General features: G+C 67.5%; 18 protein-coding genes. 7 read left to right on the top strand and 11 right to left on the bottom strand.

From position 1 onward, the window contains the following. Positions 1 to 4: 4 nt before the first annotated feature. Together E6A21_RS13715 and E6A21_RS13720 are read left to right on the top strand one after the other, a co-directional pair. Positions 5 to 1,555 (top strand): dihydrolipoamide acetyltransferase family protein, encoded by a 1,551-nt coding sequence (locus tag E6A21_RS13715; protein ID WP_138444730.1) that lies wholly within the window; start codon positions 5 to 7, stop codon positions 1,553 to 1,555. 155 nt (positions 1,556 to 1,710) lie between these two features. Beyond that, positions 1,711 to 3,150, top strand: a complete 1,440-nt coding sequence (locus tag E6A21_RS13720) for an MFS transporter (protein WP_138444731.1) — start codon at positions 1,711 to 1,713, stop codon at positions 3,148 to 3,150. A 4-nt stretch (positions 3,151 to 3,154) separates the two neighbouring features. Here E6A21_RS13720 and E6A21_RS17935 read toward each other — a convergent pair whose 3' ends face one another. The 8 genes from E6A21_RS17935 to E6A21_RS13750 form a co-directional block, all read right to left on the bottom strand. Then, on the bottom strand, positions 3,155 to 3,697 hold the full coding sequence (locus E6A21_RS17935; RefSeq protein ID WP_171041407.1) for an ABC transporter ATP-binding protein: 543 nt from the start codon (positions 3,695 to 3,697) through the stop codon (positions 3,155 to 3,157). Further along, positions 3,694 to 4,257: a hypothetical protein gene (locus tag E6A21_RS17940; RefSeq protein WP_212745943.1), complete on the bottom strand. Its 564-nt coding sequence runs from the start codon at positions 4,255 to 4,257 to the stop codon at positions 3,694 to 3,696. Before E6A21_RS17940 ends, E6A21_RS17935 begins: the two co-directional genes overlap by 4 nt. A 72-nt stretch (positions 4,258 to 4,329) precedes the next feature. Then, on the bottom strand, positions 4,330 to 5,100 hold the full coding sequence (locus E6A21_RS17945; protein ID WP_171041409.1) for a hypothetical protein: 771 nt from the start codon (positions 5,098 to 5,100) through the stop codon (positions 4,330 to 4,332). Positions 5,101 to 5,213: 113 nt separating this feature from the next. Further along, positions 5,214 to 5,633 carry a hypothetical protein gene (locus E6A21_RS13730; RefSeq protein WP_138444732.1) on the bottom strand — a complete coding sequence of 140 codons (420 nt, stop codon included), beginning with the start codon at positions 5,631 to 5,633 and terminating at the stop codon, positions 5,214 to 5,216. 15 nt (positions 5,634 to 5,648) lie between these two features. Further along, positions 5,649 to 6,263 (bottom strand): hypothetical protein, encoded by a 615-nt coding sequence (locus E6A21_RS13735; RefSeq protein WP_138444733.1) that lies wholly within the window; start codon positions 6,261 to 6,263, stop codon positions 5,649 to 5,651. Between the two features lie 5 nt (positions 6,264 to 6,268). After that, positions 6,269 to 6,799, bottom strand: coding sequence for a stage II sporulation protein M (locus E6A21_RS13740; RefSeq protein ID WP_138444734.1), 531 nt, complete (start codon positions 6,797 to 6,799; stop codon positions 6,269 to 6,271). 40 nt (positions 6,800 to 6,839) lie between these two features. Then, a complete protein-coding gene (locus E6A21_RS13745; protein WP_138444735.1) occupies positions 6,840 to 7,121 on the bottom strand; it encodes a hypothetical protein in 282 nt (93 codons plus the stop codon). A 189-nt stretch (positions 7,122 to 7,310) separates the two neighbouring features. Next, positions 7,311 to 8,468: an acyl-CoA dehydrogenase family protein gene (locus E6A21_RS13750; protein WP_138444736.1), complete on the bottom strand. Its 1,158-nt coding sequence runs from the start codon at positions 8,466 to 8,468 to the stop codon at positions 7,311 to 7,313. Between the two features lie 49 nt (positions 8,469 to 8,517). Here E6A21_RS13750 and E6A21_RS13755 point away from each other — a divergent pair, with 49 nt between their 5' ends. Both E6A21_RS13755 and E6A21_RS13760 read left to right on the top strand, forming a co-directional pair. Continuing rightward, positions 8,518 to 10,941 carry a glycoside hydrolase family 31 protein gene (locus E6A21_RS13755; RefSeq protein WP_138444737.1) on the top strand — a complete coding sequence of 808 codons (2,424 nt, stop codon included), beginning with the start codon at positions 8,518 to 8,520 and terminating at the stop codon, positions 10,939 to 10,941. 5 nt (positions 10,942 to 10,946) lie between these two features. Further along, the gene (locus E6A21_RS13760; RefSeq protein WP_246036515.1) at positions 10,947 to 11,555 is read left to right on the top strand and encodes a phosphatase PAP2 family protein; all 609 of its coding nucleotides are present in this window, start codon (positions 10,947 to 10,949) and stop codon (positions 11,553 to 11,555) included. 30 nt (positions 11,556 to 11,585) lie between these two features. Here E6A21_RS13760 and E6A21_RS13765 read toward each other — a convergent pair whose 3' ends face one another. Continuing rightward, a complete protein-coding gene (locus E6A21_RS13765) occupies positions 11,586 to 11,819 on the bottom strand; it encodes a hypothetical protein (RefSeq protein WP_138444738.1) in 234 nt (77 codons plus the stop codon). A gap of 174 nt (positions 11,820 to 11,993) precedes the next feature. Here E6A21_RS13765 and E6A21_RS13770 point away from each other — a divergent pair, with 174 nt between their 5' ends. Together E6A21_RS13770 and E6A21_RS13775 are read left to right on the top strand one after the other, a co-directional pair. After that, complete coding sequence (locus E6A21_RS13770) at positions 11,994 to 12,941, top strand: helix-turn-helix transcriptional regulator (RefSeq protein ID WP_138444739.1); 948 nt, start codon at positions 11,994 to 11,996, stop codon at positions 12,939 to 12,941. Between the two features lie 58 nt (positions 12,942 to 12,999). Continuing rightward, on the top strand, positions 13,000 to 14,592 hold the full coding sequence (locus E6A21_RS13775; RefSeq protein WP_138444740.1) for an AMP-binding protein: 1,593 nt from the start codon (positions 13,000 to 13,002) through the stop codon (positions 14,590 to 14,592). 3 nt (positions 14,593 to 14,595) lie between these two features. On the opposite strand, the gene E6A21_RS13780 is transcribed toward E6A21_RS13775, so the two are convergent. Next, positions 14,596 to 15,384: a helix-turn-helix domain-containing protein gene (locus tag E6A21_RS13780; RefSeq protein ID WP_138444741.1), complete on the bottom strand. Its 789-nt coding sequence runs from the start codon at positions 15,382 to 15,384 to the stop codon at positions 14,596 to 14,598. 79 nt (positions 15,385 to 15,463) lie between these two features. Between E6A21_RS13780 and E6A21_RS13785 the strand changes: the two genes are divergently transcribed. After that, entirely contained in the window at positions 15,464 to 16,006 is a 543-nt protein-coding gene (locus E6A21_RS13785) for a VOC family protein (protein WP_138444742.1), read from the top strand. 3 nt (positions 16,007 to 16,009) lie between these two features. Here the strand turns inward: E6A21_RS13785 and E6A21_RS13790 are convergent, their stop codons facing one another. Further along, entirely contained in the window at positions 16,010 to 16,855 is an 846-nt protein-coding gene (locus E6A21_RS13790; RefSeq protein ID WP_138444743.1) for an oxidoreductase, read from the bottom strand. Between the last annotated feature and the right edge of the window lie 46 nt (positions 16,856 to 16,901).

A 16,901-nucleotide genomic window follows, 5' to 3' on the forward strand; every position in this document is an offset into this window, starting at 1 on the left:
CCCCATGAGCAAGCAGATCTTCAACCTCCCCGATGTGGGCGAGGGGCTGACCGAGGCCGATATCGTCGCCTGGAAGGTCAAGCCCGGCGACACCGTCGCGATCAACGACGTCCTGTGCGAGATCGAAACTGCGAAGAGCCTCGTCGAGCTTCCGAGCCCCTTCGAGGGCACCGTTCTCGAACTCCTGGCCCCGGAACACGAAACCATCGAAGTGGGCTCGCCGATCATCGCGATCGGTGCGGCCACGGACGCCGCTCCTGCCGCACCCGGCCCGGCGCCTGTCTCGCCGTCTGCCTCCCCGGAAGCGAACGACGGCGGGAGGGCCCCGAGCGCGCCCGCCGTCCCGTCGTCGGCCCCCTCCGTCGCGCTCCCATCGGTGCAGCCGCCCGCGGGAGCGGATGGCGCCAATGCACCCGTCCCTCAGATGCACGAACCGGGAGTCGAGAGCGGACCCCTCGTTGGCTCGGGGCCGAAGGCGGACGCGGTGAAGCGTCGTCCCCGCAGGCAGCAGATCACGGCTCCTGGCTCGAGTCTCGGCGACTCCGCCGCTCAGCAGAGCGAGGCGCAGCCTGCTGTCCCCTCGGGAACGGCGATGGGGATCAACGGAGGCGCTCCGCAGGCCGCCGCAACCCCGGAGGCGGACAACGCCGTCGCCCGTCTGCTGACGAGGGTCCTCGCCAAGCCCCCCGTCCGGCGGATAGCGAAGGAACTCGGCATCAATCTCGCGGACGTTCCCGCGACAGGCGCACGCGGCGAGGTGACTCGCGCGGACTTGGAGTCGTACCAGGTGCAGCGCGAACGCGAGATCGCTGCGGCACCGAAGTTCTGGGAACCCGCGAAGAAGCCGTCGGACCAGCGGATCGAGGTTGTCCCGGTCCGCGGCGTACGGAAGGCTACGGCGAAGGCCATGGTCGATTCGGCCTTCACGGCACCCCATGTGAGCATCTTCGTCGATGTCGATGCGTCGCGGACCATGGAATTCGTCCAGCGGCTCAAGAAGTCGCGCGAGTTCGAGAACATCAAGGTTTCCCCCCTGCTCATCCTCGCGAAGGCGGTCATCTGGGCTGCGGCCCGGAATCCGAGCGTGAACTCGGAGTGGGTGAGCACTCCGAAGGGCGACGAGATCCACGTCAAGCACTTCATGAATCTCGGGATCGCCGCGGCGACTCCGCGTGGCCTCCTCGTGCCGAACATCAAGAACGCCCAGGATCTTTCGCTCAAGGACCTCGCGGTTGCGCTCAACGATCTCGCGACGACCGCGCGTGCCGGAAAGACGAAGGCTGCCGACATGCAGGGCGGCACACTGACCGTCACCAACATCGGTGCCCTCGGCATTGATATCGGCACCCCGATCATCAACCCCGGCGAGGTGGCGATCGTCGCCTTCGGCACGATCAAGCAGAAGCCATGGGTGGTCTCCGGTGAGGTGATTCCGCGCTGGATCACGACCCTCGGCGGCTCGTTCGATCACCGCGTCGTCGACGGCGACCTCTCGGCACGCTTCATGGCCGACGTCGCGGCCATCATGGAGGAGCCTGCGCTCCTGCTCGACTGACCAGCCGACCGCACCGACCGGACGCCAGCCCGAGATAGCGTACTGCGCCTTGTATCGCCCAAGGCGCAGGTGCACAATGGCGCCAACAGCCGGGGCAGTCCTGGCACGGATACGCGCCACCCCGGGGTGGGAGGTCGGTCCACGTGAGTTCATCCATGGACGCTGGTTCCGTCAGTGCCCCCACGGGCCAGCAGGTCGTCGCACGGCTCGAACGCCTTGAGGTCTGGAGCCTTTCCTACCTCTTCATCGGGATCATCGGGCTCGGGTTCCTCTTCACGTTCTACGACATCTTCGACATCAACGTCTCGTTCATCCAGACGTGCGTGGAGCTGAACAAGGGCTGCACTCCAGAGAACGCCCTGAGCGCGCTGCCGCTCCCGGTGCTCCTCAATCTCGCCGGCTATGTGGTCGGAACCCTCGTGCTCAGCCCGATCGCCGACCGCGTTGGGCGCCGCAACATGCTCATGGTCACGATGCTCATCACGGGTCTCGGTTCCCTCTACAACGCGTTCGTGGGCGACTACGCGAACTTCAACATTGCACGGATCGTGACAGGCATCGGCATCGGCGCCGACCTCGCGATCGTCAATACGTACGTGAACGAGGTCGCGCCGCGTAGAGCGCGGGCGAAGTTCACCACCATCATCTTCATCATGTCCGCTCTGGGGGCGCTCGTCGGCATCTGGCTCGGGCTCATCCTGACAACACCGGCCACTCCCTGGCCGCTCGGCCTCCCGTTCGCCGTTGCCGGCCCTGGATTCGAGATCGGGTGGAGGTGGATGTACGGGATTGGCGCGATCCTCGCCGTCATTGCGGTCCTGCTCAGGATCGAACTGCCCGAGTCGCCGCGCTGGCTCATCGGTCAGGGACGCTTCGCGGACGCGGACGGCGTCGTCCGCGTCATGGAGGAACGAGCCGCCCGTCACGGGCCGCTCGCGGAGCCTCTCCTCGCGGACACGTACGGGGCAACCGTGCCGCCGTCGCCCGTGCCGTACCGCGACCTCTTCAGCCGCGCGATGTATGTGCGGCGGATCATCCTGCTGTTCCTCATCTGGTTCATCGGCTACATCACGGTCTACTCGTTCGCGTCCGGCTTCACGGCTGTCCTGTCGGCGCTTCGCTACCCGCCGCCCGAGGCCGGCGTCATCGCTGCCGTCGGGACGCTCGGCTTCGTTGCTGAGGCTGCCGTGATGAGTGCGATCGTGGAGAAGCTCGAGCGGCGCTACTGGTTGCCCATCGCCGCCGTGGTGACCATCATCGGCTCCCTCGTGGTCGCCTCGGCGGGCACCAATATCTGGGTATCCTTCATCGGCGCGATCCTCATCTTCGCCGGGTTCAACCTGTGGGTCTCCCCGACGTACGCGCTGACCGCCGAGTGCTTCCCGACTCGTGCCCGCACGACGGGCTTTGCCCTCGTGGACGGCGTCGGCCACATCGGAGGGGGCATCGGCGTCATGATCATCGCGCCGATCCTGCCCCAGCTGCCGGTCGTGTGGGCGCTGGGCCTGATTTCGGTGTTCCTCGTCATCGCAGCCATCCTCGTCCAATTCACCCCTCACACCCGCAACCGGCACTTGGACCACATCTCTCCGTAGCCGCCTAGCCCTCGAGCAGGACTGTCTGCCGAGGTTCAAGTCCCCGGGGCGGCGTGTGGGCGATAAGGAGGACGAGCCCCTCGTCGGACCATTTGGAGAGCTCCGCGATGAGGGTCTCGACGCCATGGTCGTCCATGCCGTTGAACGGTTCGTCGAGGATGGTGAGTGGGGTGGGCAACGAGGTGCAGGCGAGGAGCCAGAGCTTGCGCTGGTTCCCGGTCGAGAGCTCGGCGGCCGGCGCCTCGAGCCACTCCGCCAGGCCGTAGCTTGCGGCTCGCTCGAGAAGCGGGTTCAGGTCCGTGCGGCGACAGCGTGCGGCGAACGCAAGATGGTCCCTCGTGGTCATCGAGGGATACAGTGCAGGCGCTGTCCGGCAGACACTGCGGAGGAGCCGGGCTTCGGGCGAGTGGGCGAGCGTTCCCGAGATTCGCACCTCGCCCTCGAAGGGAGCAAGAAATCCAGAGACCAGCTCGAGCAGAGTGGACTTCCCGCTCCCGTTCGGGCCGGCAATCCGGACGAGTCCCGGGCCGCCGAGGGCGAGGCTCAAGGGGTTGAAGACCGGGTGCTCGCGATCGTAGCCGGCGACGACCGACGCGAATTCGAGGTGTGGCGGCTCAGGCGGTGGCGAAGGCAAAGGAGGGCTCCCAATGTCAGGACGAGGGCGTACAGGGCGATGAGGACGGCGGCGAGAACAGGATCGACGAGGATGACGAGGAAGCAGGGCGCCATAAGCGCATAGGCCGCGACGCTGCTCGCGAGTTCGAAGGGCTTGGTGCCGTCCGTGCTGGGCAGCGGGGCGACGAGCGATTCTCCGGTTGCCTCGGCGGCAGCGACGACGACGGCGGCGGCTAGGGGTGCGAGGTAGAGATTGCCCGTCGCGAGCCACGCCGCGGTCGTGACGAAGGCGCCAAGCGGGAGGGTCATGCCGATGTACAAACCGAGAAGCGAGGCCGCAACGCGATGGGCGGAGAGGCCATTCTCGATGACGAAGCGGGCATGGTAGATCTTGGCCGTGGGACCGACGCGTTCGAACGCAATCGCAAGCACACACGAGCCGAGCAGGACGGTGATGCCCACGACGGCGCGGCTCACGTCCGTCGTCGGCACCGCGGCGAGAGCTGGGAGCGGAAGAAGAGGAGCGCAGCCGACCAGAATTCCGCACACCGAGATCGGGATCAACTAGTACATCGATGCCAGCGTTCCGTGCGGGGATGCCGTGAGATCCGCGAGGAAAGCTGTCGAGAGGCCGCTCCCCGTCGGTCGCTGAGGGGACCGGCGCTCTCGATTCGGTAGCAGGAGCGAGGAGTACCGGGCGCTGCGCAGGCAGACCAGAGTGCCGACGATCAACGCGACCGTGGCGACTAGCGAGGCCGTGGCGAGCACAGGGATCGCCAGCGGCGGGAGGCCGGGCCAGGAGATGCCAGCGCGCATGGTCCCTGTTGTTGCGACACCGAGCAGAAAGCCGACGACGGCGCACGCCTCCGCCCGCAGCCAGGTCACGGAAGCCCGGCGCGGCACCCGGATGGCGCACCACGCGGCGGTGAAGCAAGCCGCAGCCGAGGCGCAGAGGGCGAGAGGAAGAATCCACGCGTAGCGTGCCGCCGTGTTGGGGTCGTCGGGGCCGAAGACGAGGAGGAAGACGAGGGTCGCGACCGGAAGCGGTGCCGCCGCGACCCCTGCGGGGAGGACCCCGTAGCGCAGTGCGACGTGGGAGAGCGGCAGATCGAGGTCCCGGAACAGCTTGAGGTGGGGGTTTGCGGCCACGGCGAGGCGCCGGCCGGTCAGCAGCCCCGAGCCGACGAGGGTGGCTGACGAGTACAGGATCGCGAGGGAGCACATCTGCCACGCGAGTTCGCGATCCTGGGCGAAGACAGTGTCGCGGAGAATCCGCAGGAGCAGGAACCACAGCCCGATCGCGATGAGGCCGCCCACGCAAACGGCTGTCGTCACCAGCAGCTTGAAGGCCCCGAGGCTCAAAGGAAGTCGAAAGGAGTTGATGATTTCGAAAGCGCGAAAATCCCGCATGAGGCGAAAATCGGCGATCCAGGCGGATGAGGCCATGGTCAGAATTTGCTTTTGGGGTCGGCTGAAAGGATCGAACCATGGAGTTCGACGAGCTGGGCCGAGGCCAACAGTGTGCAGACGACCGTTGCCGCTAGTGAAGCGACAGTCTGGACAGGGGTGGCCAGATATGGACTAAGACTGAATCCATGTGAGACTCCTGCGAGGAGGTAGACGATGATCTTCAGTGCAGAGAATGCATTGACCTTTGTAAACGTCAAGACGAAAGGGACCAGTACGCCAAATGCGGTCACCCCTCCTAGTGCAACATACTTTGCTGCAAGCGGATCGAGGTTTTTAAGATCCGTTGGCAAGGGGGCCGCCCACAGCCCGATTGCAGCGACGATGGAGAGGAGAATCAGGCCGACGAGTTGAATCCGGTGGAGTATTGGGAAGTAGCGAACATATAAGCGTCCCAGCATGGCGCCCCTGCCTTTTTAGCCGAAGCTGATGAGTAGCGGGAGAGCCCCGGCGGTCGCGATGACGAGGACCCTTTTCCCAGCTGCTAGTCCCCGCCAATAGTGGCGGTAGGCCAAGAGGGCGGAGACCGCGACCAGGGGAAAGTAGGCGTAGTAGCCGGGCACGCCGTGCAGATCGGGGAGTTGAGACACGATGCTGGCGAGGTGCACGGGAATGGTGCTCAGTACAGCGATAACGAAATACATGCCGACTCTCCATTTCCCATGAAGCAGCGGCTTTGTGGGAATGATTCGTCGATCGAGGAACGCTGCCAAGAGCAGATACAGCAGCATGACGACTGCGTACACGAGTACGAACATGACCCCACCCACCGTGGTAGAGAAGGTCATCAGCCGTTCGTCGCCTAGCTCCGCTTTGGCATCGGCAGGTATCTGCGAGGCGACCGCCTGGAGCACAAGGGGAAGCCGGGCGAGTACAAGCCCCATGATGACCAGATAGGCGATGACCCAGAAGAATCGGGGAGTTTTCTGTTTGCCCTCGTCCGAGGAATTCTCGGGTTTCATGTGACCGACGCGGGCAACGCTGATCAGGGGCTCGTCGGGTCGGGGAGGTTCTGGGGCTGAGATGCTCATGGTTCCTAAGGTGATCGGAGGGAAATGAGGGTGCTCTCGATTACCGCGGCCACCGTGATGAGGGCCAGGGCGAGGGCGACGGTGCGAAGCGAGGCGGCGACGTCGCGATACAGCGAGGTGAGCGAGATCCTGCCCTTGTCGAGCAGGACCTGCCGCACCGCACCGGAAGTTGGCTGGAGTCCAGCCGTTGCAGCAAGGACGAGCCCGCCGAATTCAAGGGGGGCGTACCAAATGACGTCAGCCAAGAGTTGGGCCACGCCGACTGAATGGACGCCCAAGGAGACGGTCGCGCCGACATAAAGGGCGAGGATGCCGCCCGCGATCAGCGTGGTGAGTCCGAGAGTGACGACGCCGGAGTACAGAACTAGTGCGGCGCCTACGTTCCTCAGGAGTATCTGACCGAGGCCGCCCGCGAACCATGCGCCTTCGCCGAAGACCTTGTTGTCGGCGATCCAGGAAACGTCGAGAGCTGTGTATCCCGTGCACGCGACAAGGATCATCCCGGCCGCCGTGCTGAGGAGCAGGCCCGGGGGCACGCCCCTCAGCACAGCACGTGGACCGCGAGCGAACACTCGGCTATGCCACGGCCTGAGCCCGGCCCCACCGCAGCGCGACCGCGCGCGCAGTCGCGATGAGCGCGCCCGTGATGCCCGCACCGAAGACGGTGCCGATGACGACGAGGGCCCACCCTCCTACCTCGACTGCCTGCATGATCTGGCTCGCCGCAGCGGCAGAGATGCCGAGCGAACCCGCGATCCACGAGACGGCCAGCGAAGCGCCGAGCAGTCCTAGGGTGCCGAGGGCGACGGCGGCGGCCACGGTGAGTACGGGGCCTCGCTTCATGCGCGTAGTTTCCATGAGAAACCTCTCCTTTACGTATTGAGGAATGACAATCGGCAGAGTAGCAATGCGTGCTTCTGCGGTGTCAATGGGAGGGGCCCAGGACGTCGGCTCTGCGCAGCCGTAAGCCGGATTTGGGGGGCCCAACCGGTCCCGGCCGGAGGTAGCAGTTGGGACTGACAGCATTCAGGACATGGCGTCAGCCGCTCAGCGGAACGCTCCAACCCCGGTCAGCCGCTCACCCAGAATGAGGGTGTGCACCTCGTCGGTCCCCTCGTAGGTGCGCACGGACTCGAGGTTGTTGGCGTGCCGCATCGGCGAATACTCGAGGGTGATGCCGTTGCCGCCGAGGATGGTGCGGGCTTCGCGGCAGATCTCGATCGCCTCGCGGCAGTTGTTGAGCTTGCCGACGCTGATCTGGTGCGGCTCGAGCCGGCCCGCGTCCTTGAGCCGGCCGAGGTGCAGGGCGAGGAGGAAGCCCTTGTTGATCTCGAGGGCCATGTCGACGAGCTTCTGCTGGGTCAGCTGGTACCCGGCGAGGGGCTTGCCGAACTGGAGGCGCTCCTTCGAGTAGGCGAGCGCGTCCTCGAACGCATCCCGTGCTGCCCCCATCGCCCCCCACACGATGCCGTATCTGGCCTCATTCAGGCAGGAGAACGGTCCGCGCAGACCTACGGCGCCGGGCAGGACCCCGTCCTCGGGCAGGCGCACGTCGTCGAGCGTCACCTCGCACTGGATCGAAGCCCGCATCGAAAGCTTCGGCTCGATCGGTGTTGCCGCATAGCCGGCAGTAGAGGTCGGGACGACGAAGCCGCGCACGCCGTCGTCCGTCTGGGCCCAGACGACGGCGACATCCGCGACGTTGGCGAGGCCGATCCAGCGCTTGGTCCCCGAGATGACCCAGTCGGAGCCGTCGCGGCGGGCGAAGGTGCGCATCGAGCCGGGGTCGGACCCGGCGGTGGGCTCGGTGAGCCCGAAACAGCCGATCGCCTCGCCCGTCGCCATCCGAGGCAGCCATTCCTGCTTCTGCTCCTCCGAGCCGTGCTTCCAGATCGCGCTCATCACGAGCGACCCCTGGACCGAGACGAACGTGCGCAGCCCCGAGTCTCCAGCCTCGAGCTCAGCTGCGGCGAGGCCGTATTCGACCGCCGAGCGGCCGTCGCACCCGTAGCCGGACAGGTGCATGCCCAACAGGCCCTGGCGGGCAAGCTCCGGCACGAGCTCGAGCGGGAAGCGCGCCTCCTCGTACCAGCGCGCGATGTTCGGCCTGATCTCGGCGCGGACGAACGCCCGGACGCGGGCGCGGAGGGCCAGTTCATCCTCGCTGAGCAGGGAGTCGAACGAGACGAGGTCAGAGGGGTCCATGGCGCAAGAGTAGCGGTGCTTCCCGGGCCGGCTGAGTAGGGTAGAGAGCGTGACTGAGACCACTCGCACGGCTTCCCTCCCCGAACATCTCCGCCTCGAGACCTCTCCCCGGGCCCGGCCAGGCGCCGTCGTCCAAGGCCCGAACTACCGCTTCACTGTCTTGACGTCCCAGCTGCTCCGCCTCGAATACAGCCCGGACGGGGAGTTCGAGGACAGGCCTTCCCAGGTCGCGCTCCACCGGGACCTCGAGGTTCCCGAGTTCCGCGTCTTCGACAAGCCGGAAGCGCTCGAGGTCATCACGGAGCACGTGCACCTCGTGTACGACAAGCGCGAGTTCACGCCGCACGGTCTCTCGGTCAAGGTCCTCGGCAACGTCAGCAATTACCACAGCGTGTGGCACTACGGCGAAGTCGGCGAGAAGAACCTGGGCGGAACGGCCCGGACGCTCGACGGCGTGGACGGACCCTGCGAGCTCGAGCCCGGCCTCCTGTCCCGCTACGGCTTCTCCGTGCTCGACGACAGCGAGACCCTCGTCTTCGACGATGAGGGGTGGCTCGACGCGCGGCCGGGGGGAAGAACTGATCTGTACTTCTTCGGCTACGGACGTGACTATCGCAAATGCCTCCGGGACTTCTACCGCATCTCCGGCCCGACCCCGCTCGTGCCCCGCTTCACGCTCGGCAACTGGTGGAGCCGCTACCACCGGTATGACGAGGACGAATACCGAGGCGTGATCGAGCGTTTCGCCGCCGAGCGGATCCCGCTCTCGGTCGCCGTGCTCGACATGGACTGGCACCTCACCGACATCGATCCCGCCCACGGGAGCGGCTGGACCGGCTACACCTGGAACCGCGAACTGTTCCCGGATCCTGAAGGCTTCGCGCGCTGGCTCCACGATTGCGGGCTGGGCCTCACGCTCAACGTCCACCCAGCAGACGGGATCGCCGCGCACGAGGAGGTCTACGCCAAGACCGCGGAAGTGCTTGGCCTCGACCCCGCGGCGGGCGACGCCATCTCATTCGACCCGACCGACCCCGAATTCCTCCGCGCGTACCTCGAGGAGGTCCATCACCCGCTCGAGGACGCGGGTGTGGATTTCTGGTGGCTCGACTGGCAGTCGGGACCCTACTCCCGCATCGAGGGCCTCGACCCACTGTGGGTGCTGAACCACATCCACTTCCTCGACTCGGCCCGGAAGGGCCGGCTGCCGCTCACCTTTTCGCGCTATGCCGGGCCGGGAAGCCACCGCTACCCGATCGGCTTCTCGGGCGACACGATCGTGACGTGGGAGTCCCTTGCGTTCCAGCCGTACTTCACCGCGACCGCCTCGAACATCGGCTACGGCTGGTGGAGCCACGACATCGGCGGCCACATGTGGGGCTACAAGGACGACGACCTGGCGACGCGTTGGGTCCAGCTGGGCGTCTTCTCGCCCATCAATCGGCTCCACAGCTCGTCTTTGCCGTTCACGGGAAAGGAGCCGTGGCGGTTCCGGGCTGACGCCGAGGAAGTCATGGGCGAGTTCCTCCGCCTGCGCCATCGCCTCGTCCCGTACCTCCACACTATGAACCACCGCGCCGCGTCCGGAGGCCGGCCGCTCGTCGAGCCGATGTACTACGAGTACCCCGAGGTCGCCGAGGCCTACGAGGTGCCGAACCAGTACCTGTTCGGCAGTGAGCTCATGGTTGCGCCGATCGTCTCGCCCCGGACGCGCGCGCTCAACCGGGCAAGTGTCGACGCGTGGCTCCCGCCGGGCCAGTGGATCGACTTCTTCACGGGCACGCGCTACGAGGGCGGCCGGCATGCGCGCCTGTTCCGCACCCTCGATTCGATCCCGGTGCTTGCGAAGGCCGGCGCGATCGTCCCCTTGGACCACGGGGAGGCGCTCCGAAACGGCGTCGCGGCTCCGCAGCGGCTTGAGCTGCGCGTCTTCGCGGGCGCCTCGGGCGCGTTCACGCTCATAGAGGACGACGGCGGAGCGGCGGCGGGGGAGCGGGAGCACCAGGTCCGCACGAGGATCGAATTCGAGTGGGGCGTCGGCGAGCTTCGCGTCCACCCATGCGACGGAGCGGCCGACGGCGTCCCCGCCGTCCGTTCGTACGACGTCGCCATCGTCGGGGTCGAGGAGCCTTCGGGCGTTCGGGTGCGGTCCGGCGACAGGGAAGATCCGGGTTCCGTCTCCTACGACGCGGCGGCGAGGACGCTGCACGTGCGGGTGGACGACGTCGACGCGAACCGGGGCTTGACCCTTGCCGTGGACGGCACGCTGACCTTGGCACCCAACCGGACGGTCGACGCCGTCGAGCGCCTCCTCGAGGACGTCCACGAGAAGTTCACGGTGAAGGGCGACATCTTTGCCCGCGTCGCCGCAGGGGAGTCGCCGGCCGCCGTCGTCGCCGCGCTCGCGGGCATGGGCCTCGACCCGGACCTCTTCGGTGCGCTCGTGGAGCTCGTCCTCGCGGACGCCAGGTAGCCAGGGTGGCCGTCTCCTTGCCTGCCAGGCGGTTCGCCTTCGCGCGCGTCGTGACCGAGGCGCTCCAGCCGCCGATTGTCACGGCCGTCCTCATGCTGCTGAGCCCGGCCGGGAGCCCTGGGTTCCCGGGGACACTCTGGTACGGCTTGGTCGCCGCCGCCTTCACGTGCCTCCTGCCGTTCGGTCTGCTGCTCGCGCTGGTGCGGGCAGGAAAGGTGACCGATCACCACGTGAGCGACCGTCGGCAGCGCGTGCCCGTGCTTGCGGCCTCGATCGCGTGCGTCCTGGTCGGCCTGGGGTTGCTCCTGCTGCTGCGGGCTCCGGCGAGTGTGATTGCGATGGTGCTCGCGCTCATCGGTGGCCTCGCGCTGCTGGCCCTCGTGAGCCTTGTCTGGAAGATCAGCGGGCACGCCGCGGCGATCACGTCTGCGGCCGTCTCCGTGATGTTTCTTTTCGGCGCCAGCTGGTGGCCCGTGCTGCTGCTCGTGCCTGTGGTCATCTGGTCGCGGCTCGTCCTTCGCGCGCACACTCCCTCGCAGACGATCGCCGGGGCAGTTTTCGGTGGAGCGGTCATCGTCGGGCTTTGGCGAGGGCTTCTGGCCTGGATCGGCTGACCCCCAGGGAGTACGGTTCGGCTGGCGGGGTCACCAGAACCGATGGCTTGCGTTCCCCGAAGCGCTCCACGCCGCGTCGCGCAGCCCGTCCACGATCTGGGACATCTCGCCTCCGCGGCGCCATGCCGCACGGAACCTCATGAGGGCGCTGCGCGCCGGTTGGGCGGGATGTACCGTGTTCCGCTCCGGCGGAGCAGACAGCGTCCATGCGTGCTTCCGGACATGGGTGGCGGATGGCGAGCGCTGCCCTGCAATGGTAGACATGACGGTCCCCTCTTGGTCGTTCCGGGTGCTGTTCCTGGCTCGCGGGGAGACCCTCCCTCCCCTCGTTTCAAGTCTGCTCGTCAAGCAGGACAGCTTCGGTCCGCTGAAAGGGAAGACCTCAAGGACAACGTCACTAGGACACATCTTGTCCTAGTGACGGGGGATCATGGATCCATGGGAGACACGACCCACCGAGTGCTGAGCCTGCTCAACCTGCTCCAGCAGCGCCCAGTCTGGACCGGGACCGAGCTCGCCGAGCGTCTGGGGGTCACGACCCGCAGCGTCCGCCGCGATGTGGAGCGTCTGCGCGCCCTCGGCTATCCCGTGCGGGCTGAGCACGGGACGGGGGGCGGGTACCAGCTCGGGGCGGGCAAGGCCCTGCCGCCGCTCCTGCTCGACGACGAGGAGGCGGTCGCTGTCGCCGTGAGCCTGCGCCTTGCGGCCGGTGGGACCGTCGCTGGTCTCGGTGAGGCCGCCGTGCGGTCCCTCGCGAAGCTCGACCAGGTGCTGCCGGCCCGGCTGCGCGCCGAGGTCAAGGGCGTCATCGACGCGACCGTGAGCCTGGACAGCCCCGTCACGGCGGTCGATGCCGACGTCCTCGTCGCCCTCGCGCGCGCCATCCGCACCCCTGAACGCGCCTCGTTCGACTACACGAAGGCGGACGGCGATCACGGAGAGCGGCGCGTCGAGCCCTACCGCCTCGTGGCGGCCGCCCGACGCTGGTACCTCATGGCGTGGGACCTCGACCGGGACGACTGGCGGACGTTCCGCCTGGACCGGATGACGGCGGCCCGGGGGACGGGCTGGCGGTTCAAGCAGCGCGAGGCCCCCGACGCCGTCGAATTCGTCCGCGCCTCGATCACACAGGCCCCGTATCGCTTCGTCGCGAAGGTCAGGATCGAGGCGTCGGCGCAGGAGGTCGCGCAGTTCGTGACCCCGACCATGGCGGTCGTCGAGCCCGACGGGGACGGCGGAGCCATTCTCACCACCGGAGCCGACGACCTCGATTACATCGCCTATCACGTCGTGCGGCTCGGCTGGCCGGTCACGGTCATCGACCCGCCGGAACTCCGGGACGCAATGCGGAAGCTGGGGGAGAGGCTCACGGCGGCAAGCAGCTGAGCTCTTGCCGTCGCCTTCGCGAGCGGGTGCAATGGAGCCACAACGCGAAGGAGCCCACATGTTCACCAGCCCCCTGCCGGACGCCGACATCCCCGAGTGCACCCTCTACGACTATCTGTTCGGGGGCCTGAGCGATGCGGACTTCGACCGCGTCGCCATAGTCGAGGGAGGGAGCGGCGGGGAACTGAGCTACCGGGAGCTGGTGGGCCGGATCGACGCCCTTGCCGGTTGGCTTGCGAGCCGCGGTGCTGGCCCTGGTACCACGGCCGCACTGTTCAGCCCGAACATCCCGGCGTTCGCCGTCGTCTTCCACGGCATCCTCCGGGCGGGGTGCGCCGTCACGACCGTGAACGCGCTCTACACGGCCGAGGAGACGGCGAGACAGCTCATCGATGCCAAGGCCGAGTGGCTCTTCACCATCTCCCCATTCCTTGAGCGCGCCCGGGCGGCCGCGGAGGAGGCGGGGATCCCGGCCGAACGGCTCGTGCTGCTCGACGGCGGCGGGGAGGCCACGGCCGCCGTCCACCCCCGGCTCGCGGACGCGCTCGCGGCGGGGCTCTCCGCGCCGGCCGTCAGCCTCGATCCGCATGCGGCGGCCGTCATTCCCTACTCCTCGGGCACGAGCGGGTCGCCCAAGGGCGTCATGCTGAGCCAGTACAACCTCGCGGCGAACGTCGCGCAGGCTCACGCCCTCGTCGGGGTCACGCGGGACGACGTCCTCCTCGCGGTGCTTCCCTTCTTCCACATCTACGGGATGACCGTCCTGCTGAATCTTGCGCTGCGGGAGCGTGCCAGGCTCGTGACGATGCCCAAGTTCGACTTGTCCGAATTCCTCCGGATCGTCCAGGACTACCGCTGCACCTATCTGTTCATCGCACCGCCCATCGCCGTCGCCCTCGCCAAGCACCCGATGGTCGAACAGTACGACCTCTCGTCAGTCCGCGCCGCGCTCTCGGGCGCTGCTCCTCTCGACGGGGAGCTGGGCCACGCCGTCGCCCGTCGGCTCGGCTGCATCATGCTCCAGGGCTACGGCATGACAGAGCTGAGCCCTATGTCCCATGCGATACCGCTCGACGCCGCGGACCGGTTCCCGCTCGACTCGGTGGGGGTCACCGCGCCGAACACGGAGTGCAAGCTCCTCGACCCCCTCACGGATGAGGAAGTCCCCGTGCCCGAGGAAGGCCAGAGCGCCCCGGGGCAGCTTCTCGTGCGAGGACCACAGGTCATGCTCGGCTACCTCAACCGGCCCGACGCCACGGCCGCAACGATCGACCCGGACGGCTTCCTCCGCACCGGAGACATCGCCACGGTCTCTGCCGACGGCGCCGTCACCATCGTCGACCGACTCAAGGAGCTCATCAAGTACAAGGGCTACCAGATCGCCCCCGCAGAGCTCGAGGCGCTGCTCCTCACCCACCCGCAGGTCGCCGACGCTGCGGTGATCGGGGTCCAGGCGGACGACGGCGAAGAGGTCCCGAAGGCTTTCGTCGTCCGGCAGCCCGGTGCGCAATTGGGTGACGAGGACATCATGGGGTTCGTCGCCGAGCACGCGGCGCCCTTCAAGCGTGTGCGGTTCGTCGAATTCGTGGATGCCATCCCGAAGTCCTCTTCGGGCAAGATCCTGCGACGCGAGCTGAGGTCGCGGACCTAGCCCTCAGCCCTCGACGAGCAGGCGGTACTCACCGGGAGTCATGCCCAGGACGGCGCGGAAGTCCCTGCTGAGATGTGCCTGGTCGGAGTAGCCCAGAGTGTGGGCGAGCTCCGCGAGCGGCCCGTCCGGGTCCGAACGGAGGCGTTCGGCAGCGAGCTGGATGCGCCGTCGCCGCATGAGCGCCGCGGGCGTCGGGCCGAGGAAGTCGGCGGCGAGCCGCTCGATGGTGCGCTCGGAGGTCCCCATCGCGGCCGCAAGGTCGGGAACGCGGAGCAGCCCCGGTTCTGCATCCGCCAGATCGGCCATCCGGTTGGCTTCGAGCCCGCGCGCGTCGGCTTGCGGAAGCCGTTCGGCGATCCACCCCGCGACGGCGGCCGCCGCCTCCGCGAACCGGGCCTCCGCCGACGCCGGGCGGCTCATCGCGCGGGCGACGGCGGACGCCAGCCCCGGTTCGTCGAGGTCCCGTTCTCCGTCTGCGAACTCCCCCGGGCAATCAGTGAAGAGCGGAGTCGCGGCGGGCCGCAGCAGTGCCCCGACGGCCCAGCCGGTGCCCTCGAGAAGCCGGCTTCCCGCCGTCGTCGACGGACCGTAGACAGCAAGCCGTCCCGGTTCGACCACCAGGTTGATGACCGGGTAGCCGAGCGCGAGCTGGCGGGTCTGCTCTCCCTCGGGGAGGGACCACTCGACGACCCAGAAGTGCTTGATCGCGTGCGCTGCCGTGGTCGGCGGCGCGATCCGGGCGATTGGCGCACGCGGGTCGGGCGTCAGCTGACCGCGCGACTTCGGCTCCACGCGCACAATCGTAGTGTTGCGGCCCCTCCTGTCGCGTTTCTTCAAGAGCGTCGGCGCCCTCTCCACTTACGGTGGCGGAATGAGCGAACCGAACAATGTGTCGAGTGCCACCGCCGCGAATGGCGAGCACACGGTCAACGGAACCCCGAAGGGATCAACCTCCCTTACGCCCTTCATCGTGGTCGATGGCGCAGACCGCGCGATCAGCTTCTATGAGTCGGTGTTCGGCGCAAGGCTCCTCAGCCGCACGGACTTCCCCGGACCCGATGGCACCCCGATCGTGGCCCATGCTGTCCTCGACTTCGGCAACGGCCGCCTCGAGCTCGGCGACCCCAACCCCGCTTACCACCTCGTCCTCCCACCTGCTGGTGAAGACGACTGTCTTTCCCTCGGCGTGTATCTGCCCGACGTCGACGCCGCCGTCGAGCGCGCCCTCGACGCCGGAGCAACGCTGCGCGAACCGGCCGCAACGTTCGTCACGGGGGACCGATACGCGAGCGTCCGCGATCCCTTCGGTATCCGCTGGTCGGTGATGACCCGGGTCGAGGACGTCTCCGACGAAGAGGCGGCGCGACGCGTGGCCGAGTGGGCGGAATCCATGCAGGCCGGAGAGTCGTCCTGACTCTCAGGCGTCGAATCCTGTTCCCGAGCTCACCGTCTCCCAGGCCTCGACGTCGGCCGCCTGCGCCTCTGCAACCGCTCGATAGCCAGCGAGCGCGTCCTGCCCGAGCAGGAGGAAGTGAGGGACCTTCTCGGCTTCGATCGCCGCAATGATCGCCTCCGCCGCCTTTACCGGGTCGCCGGGCTGGTTGCCGTGCGCGGTGTCGCGTTCCTTGCGCCGTTTGCCAGCAGTCTCGGCGTAGTCGCCGATCGGCTCCGCGGACTGGGCCAGCGATCGGCCGGCGAAATCGGTCCGGAAGCCACCGGGTTCGACGACCGTGACAGTGATGCCGAGCGGCTCGAGTTCCTTCTGAGCCGACCCGGAGAGGCCCTCGAGCGCAGCCTTGCTCGCCGCGTAGTAGCCCGAGCCTGGCGGGCATATGCGGGCGCCGATCGAGGAGATGTTCACGATCGCGCCGCTCCGCTTCGCACGCATGCCCGGGAGCACGGCCTTCATCATGGTGACCGGCCCGAAAACGTTGGTGGCGAACAAGCGCTGCACGTCGGCGTCGTCCCCTTCCTCAAGCGCAGCCCGGTACCCATACCCGGCATTGTTGACAAGGACGTCCACGTTGCCGAAGCGCTCCTCTGCCGCGCGAACCGTTTCGGCAACCTGCGATGGCTCGGTGACGTCGAGGGCGAGTGCGAGTGCCGTGTCGGGGTAGGCGGCAGCGAGGTCCTTGACCGCATCCGCGTCACGCGCGGTGACGACGGCGCGGTGCCCCTTGGCGAGGACGGCCTCCGCGAGGGCGCGGCCAAGACCCGTCGAGCAGCCGGTGATGAGCCAGGTGGTTGAGTTGTGCGAGGGCATGCGCTTCCTTCGGTTGATTGGCTTGCTGTTGGACGCGGCCTGTTGG

This window comes from Sinomonas susongensis, assembly GCF_005877005.1.
Lineage (GTDB): Bacteria > Actinomycetota > Actinomycetes > Actinomycetales > Micrococcaceae > Sinomonas > Sinomonas susongensis.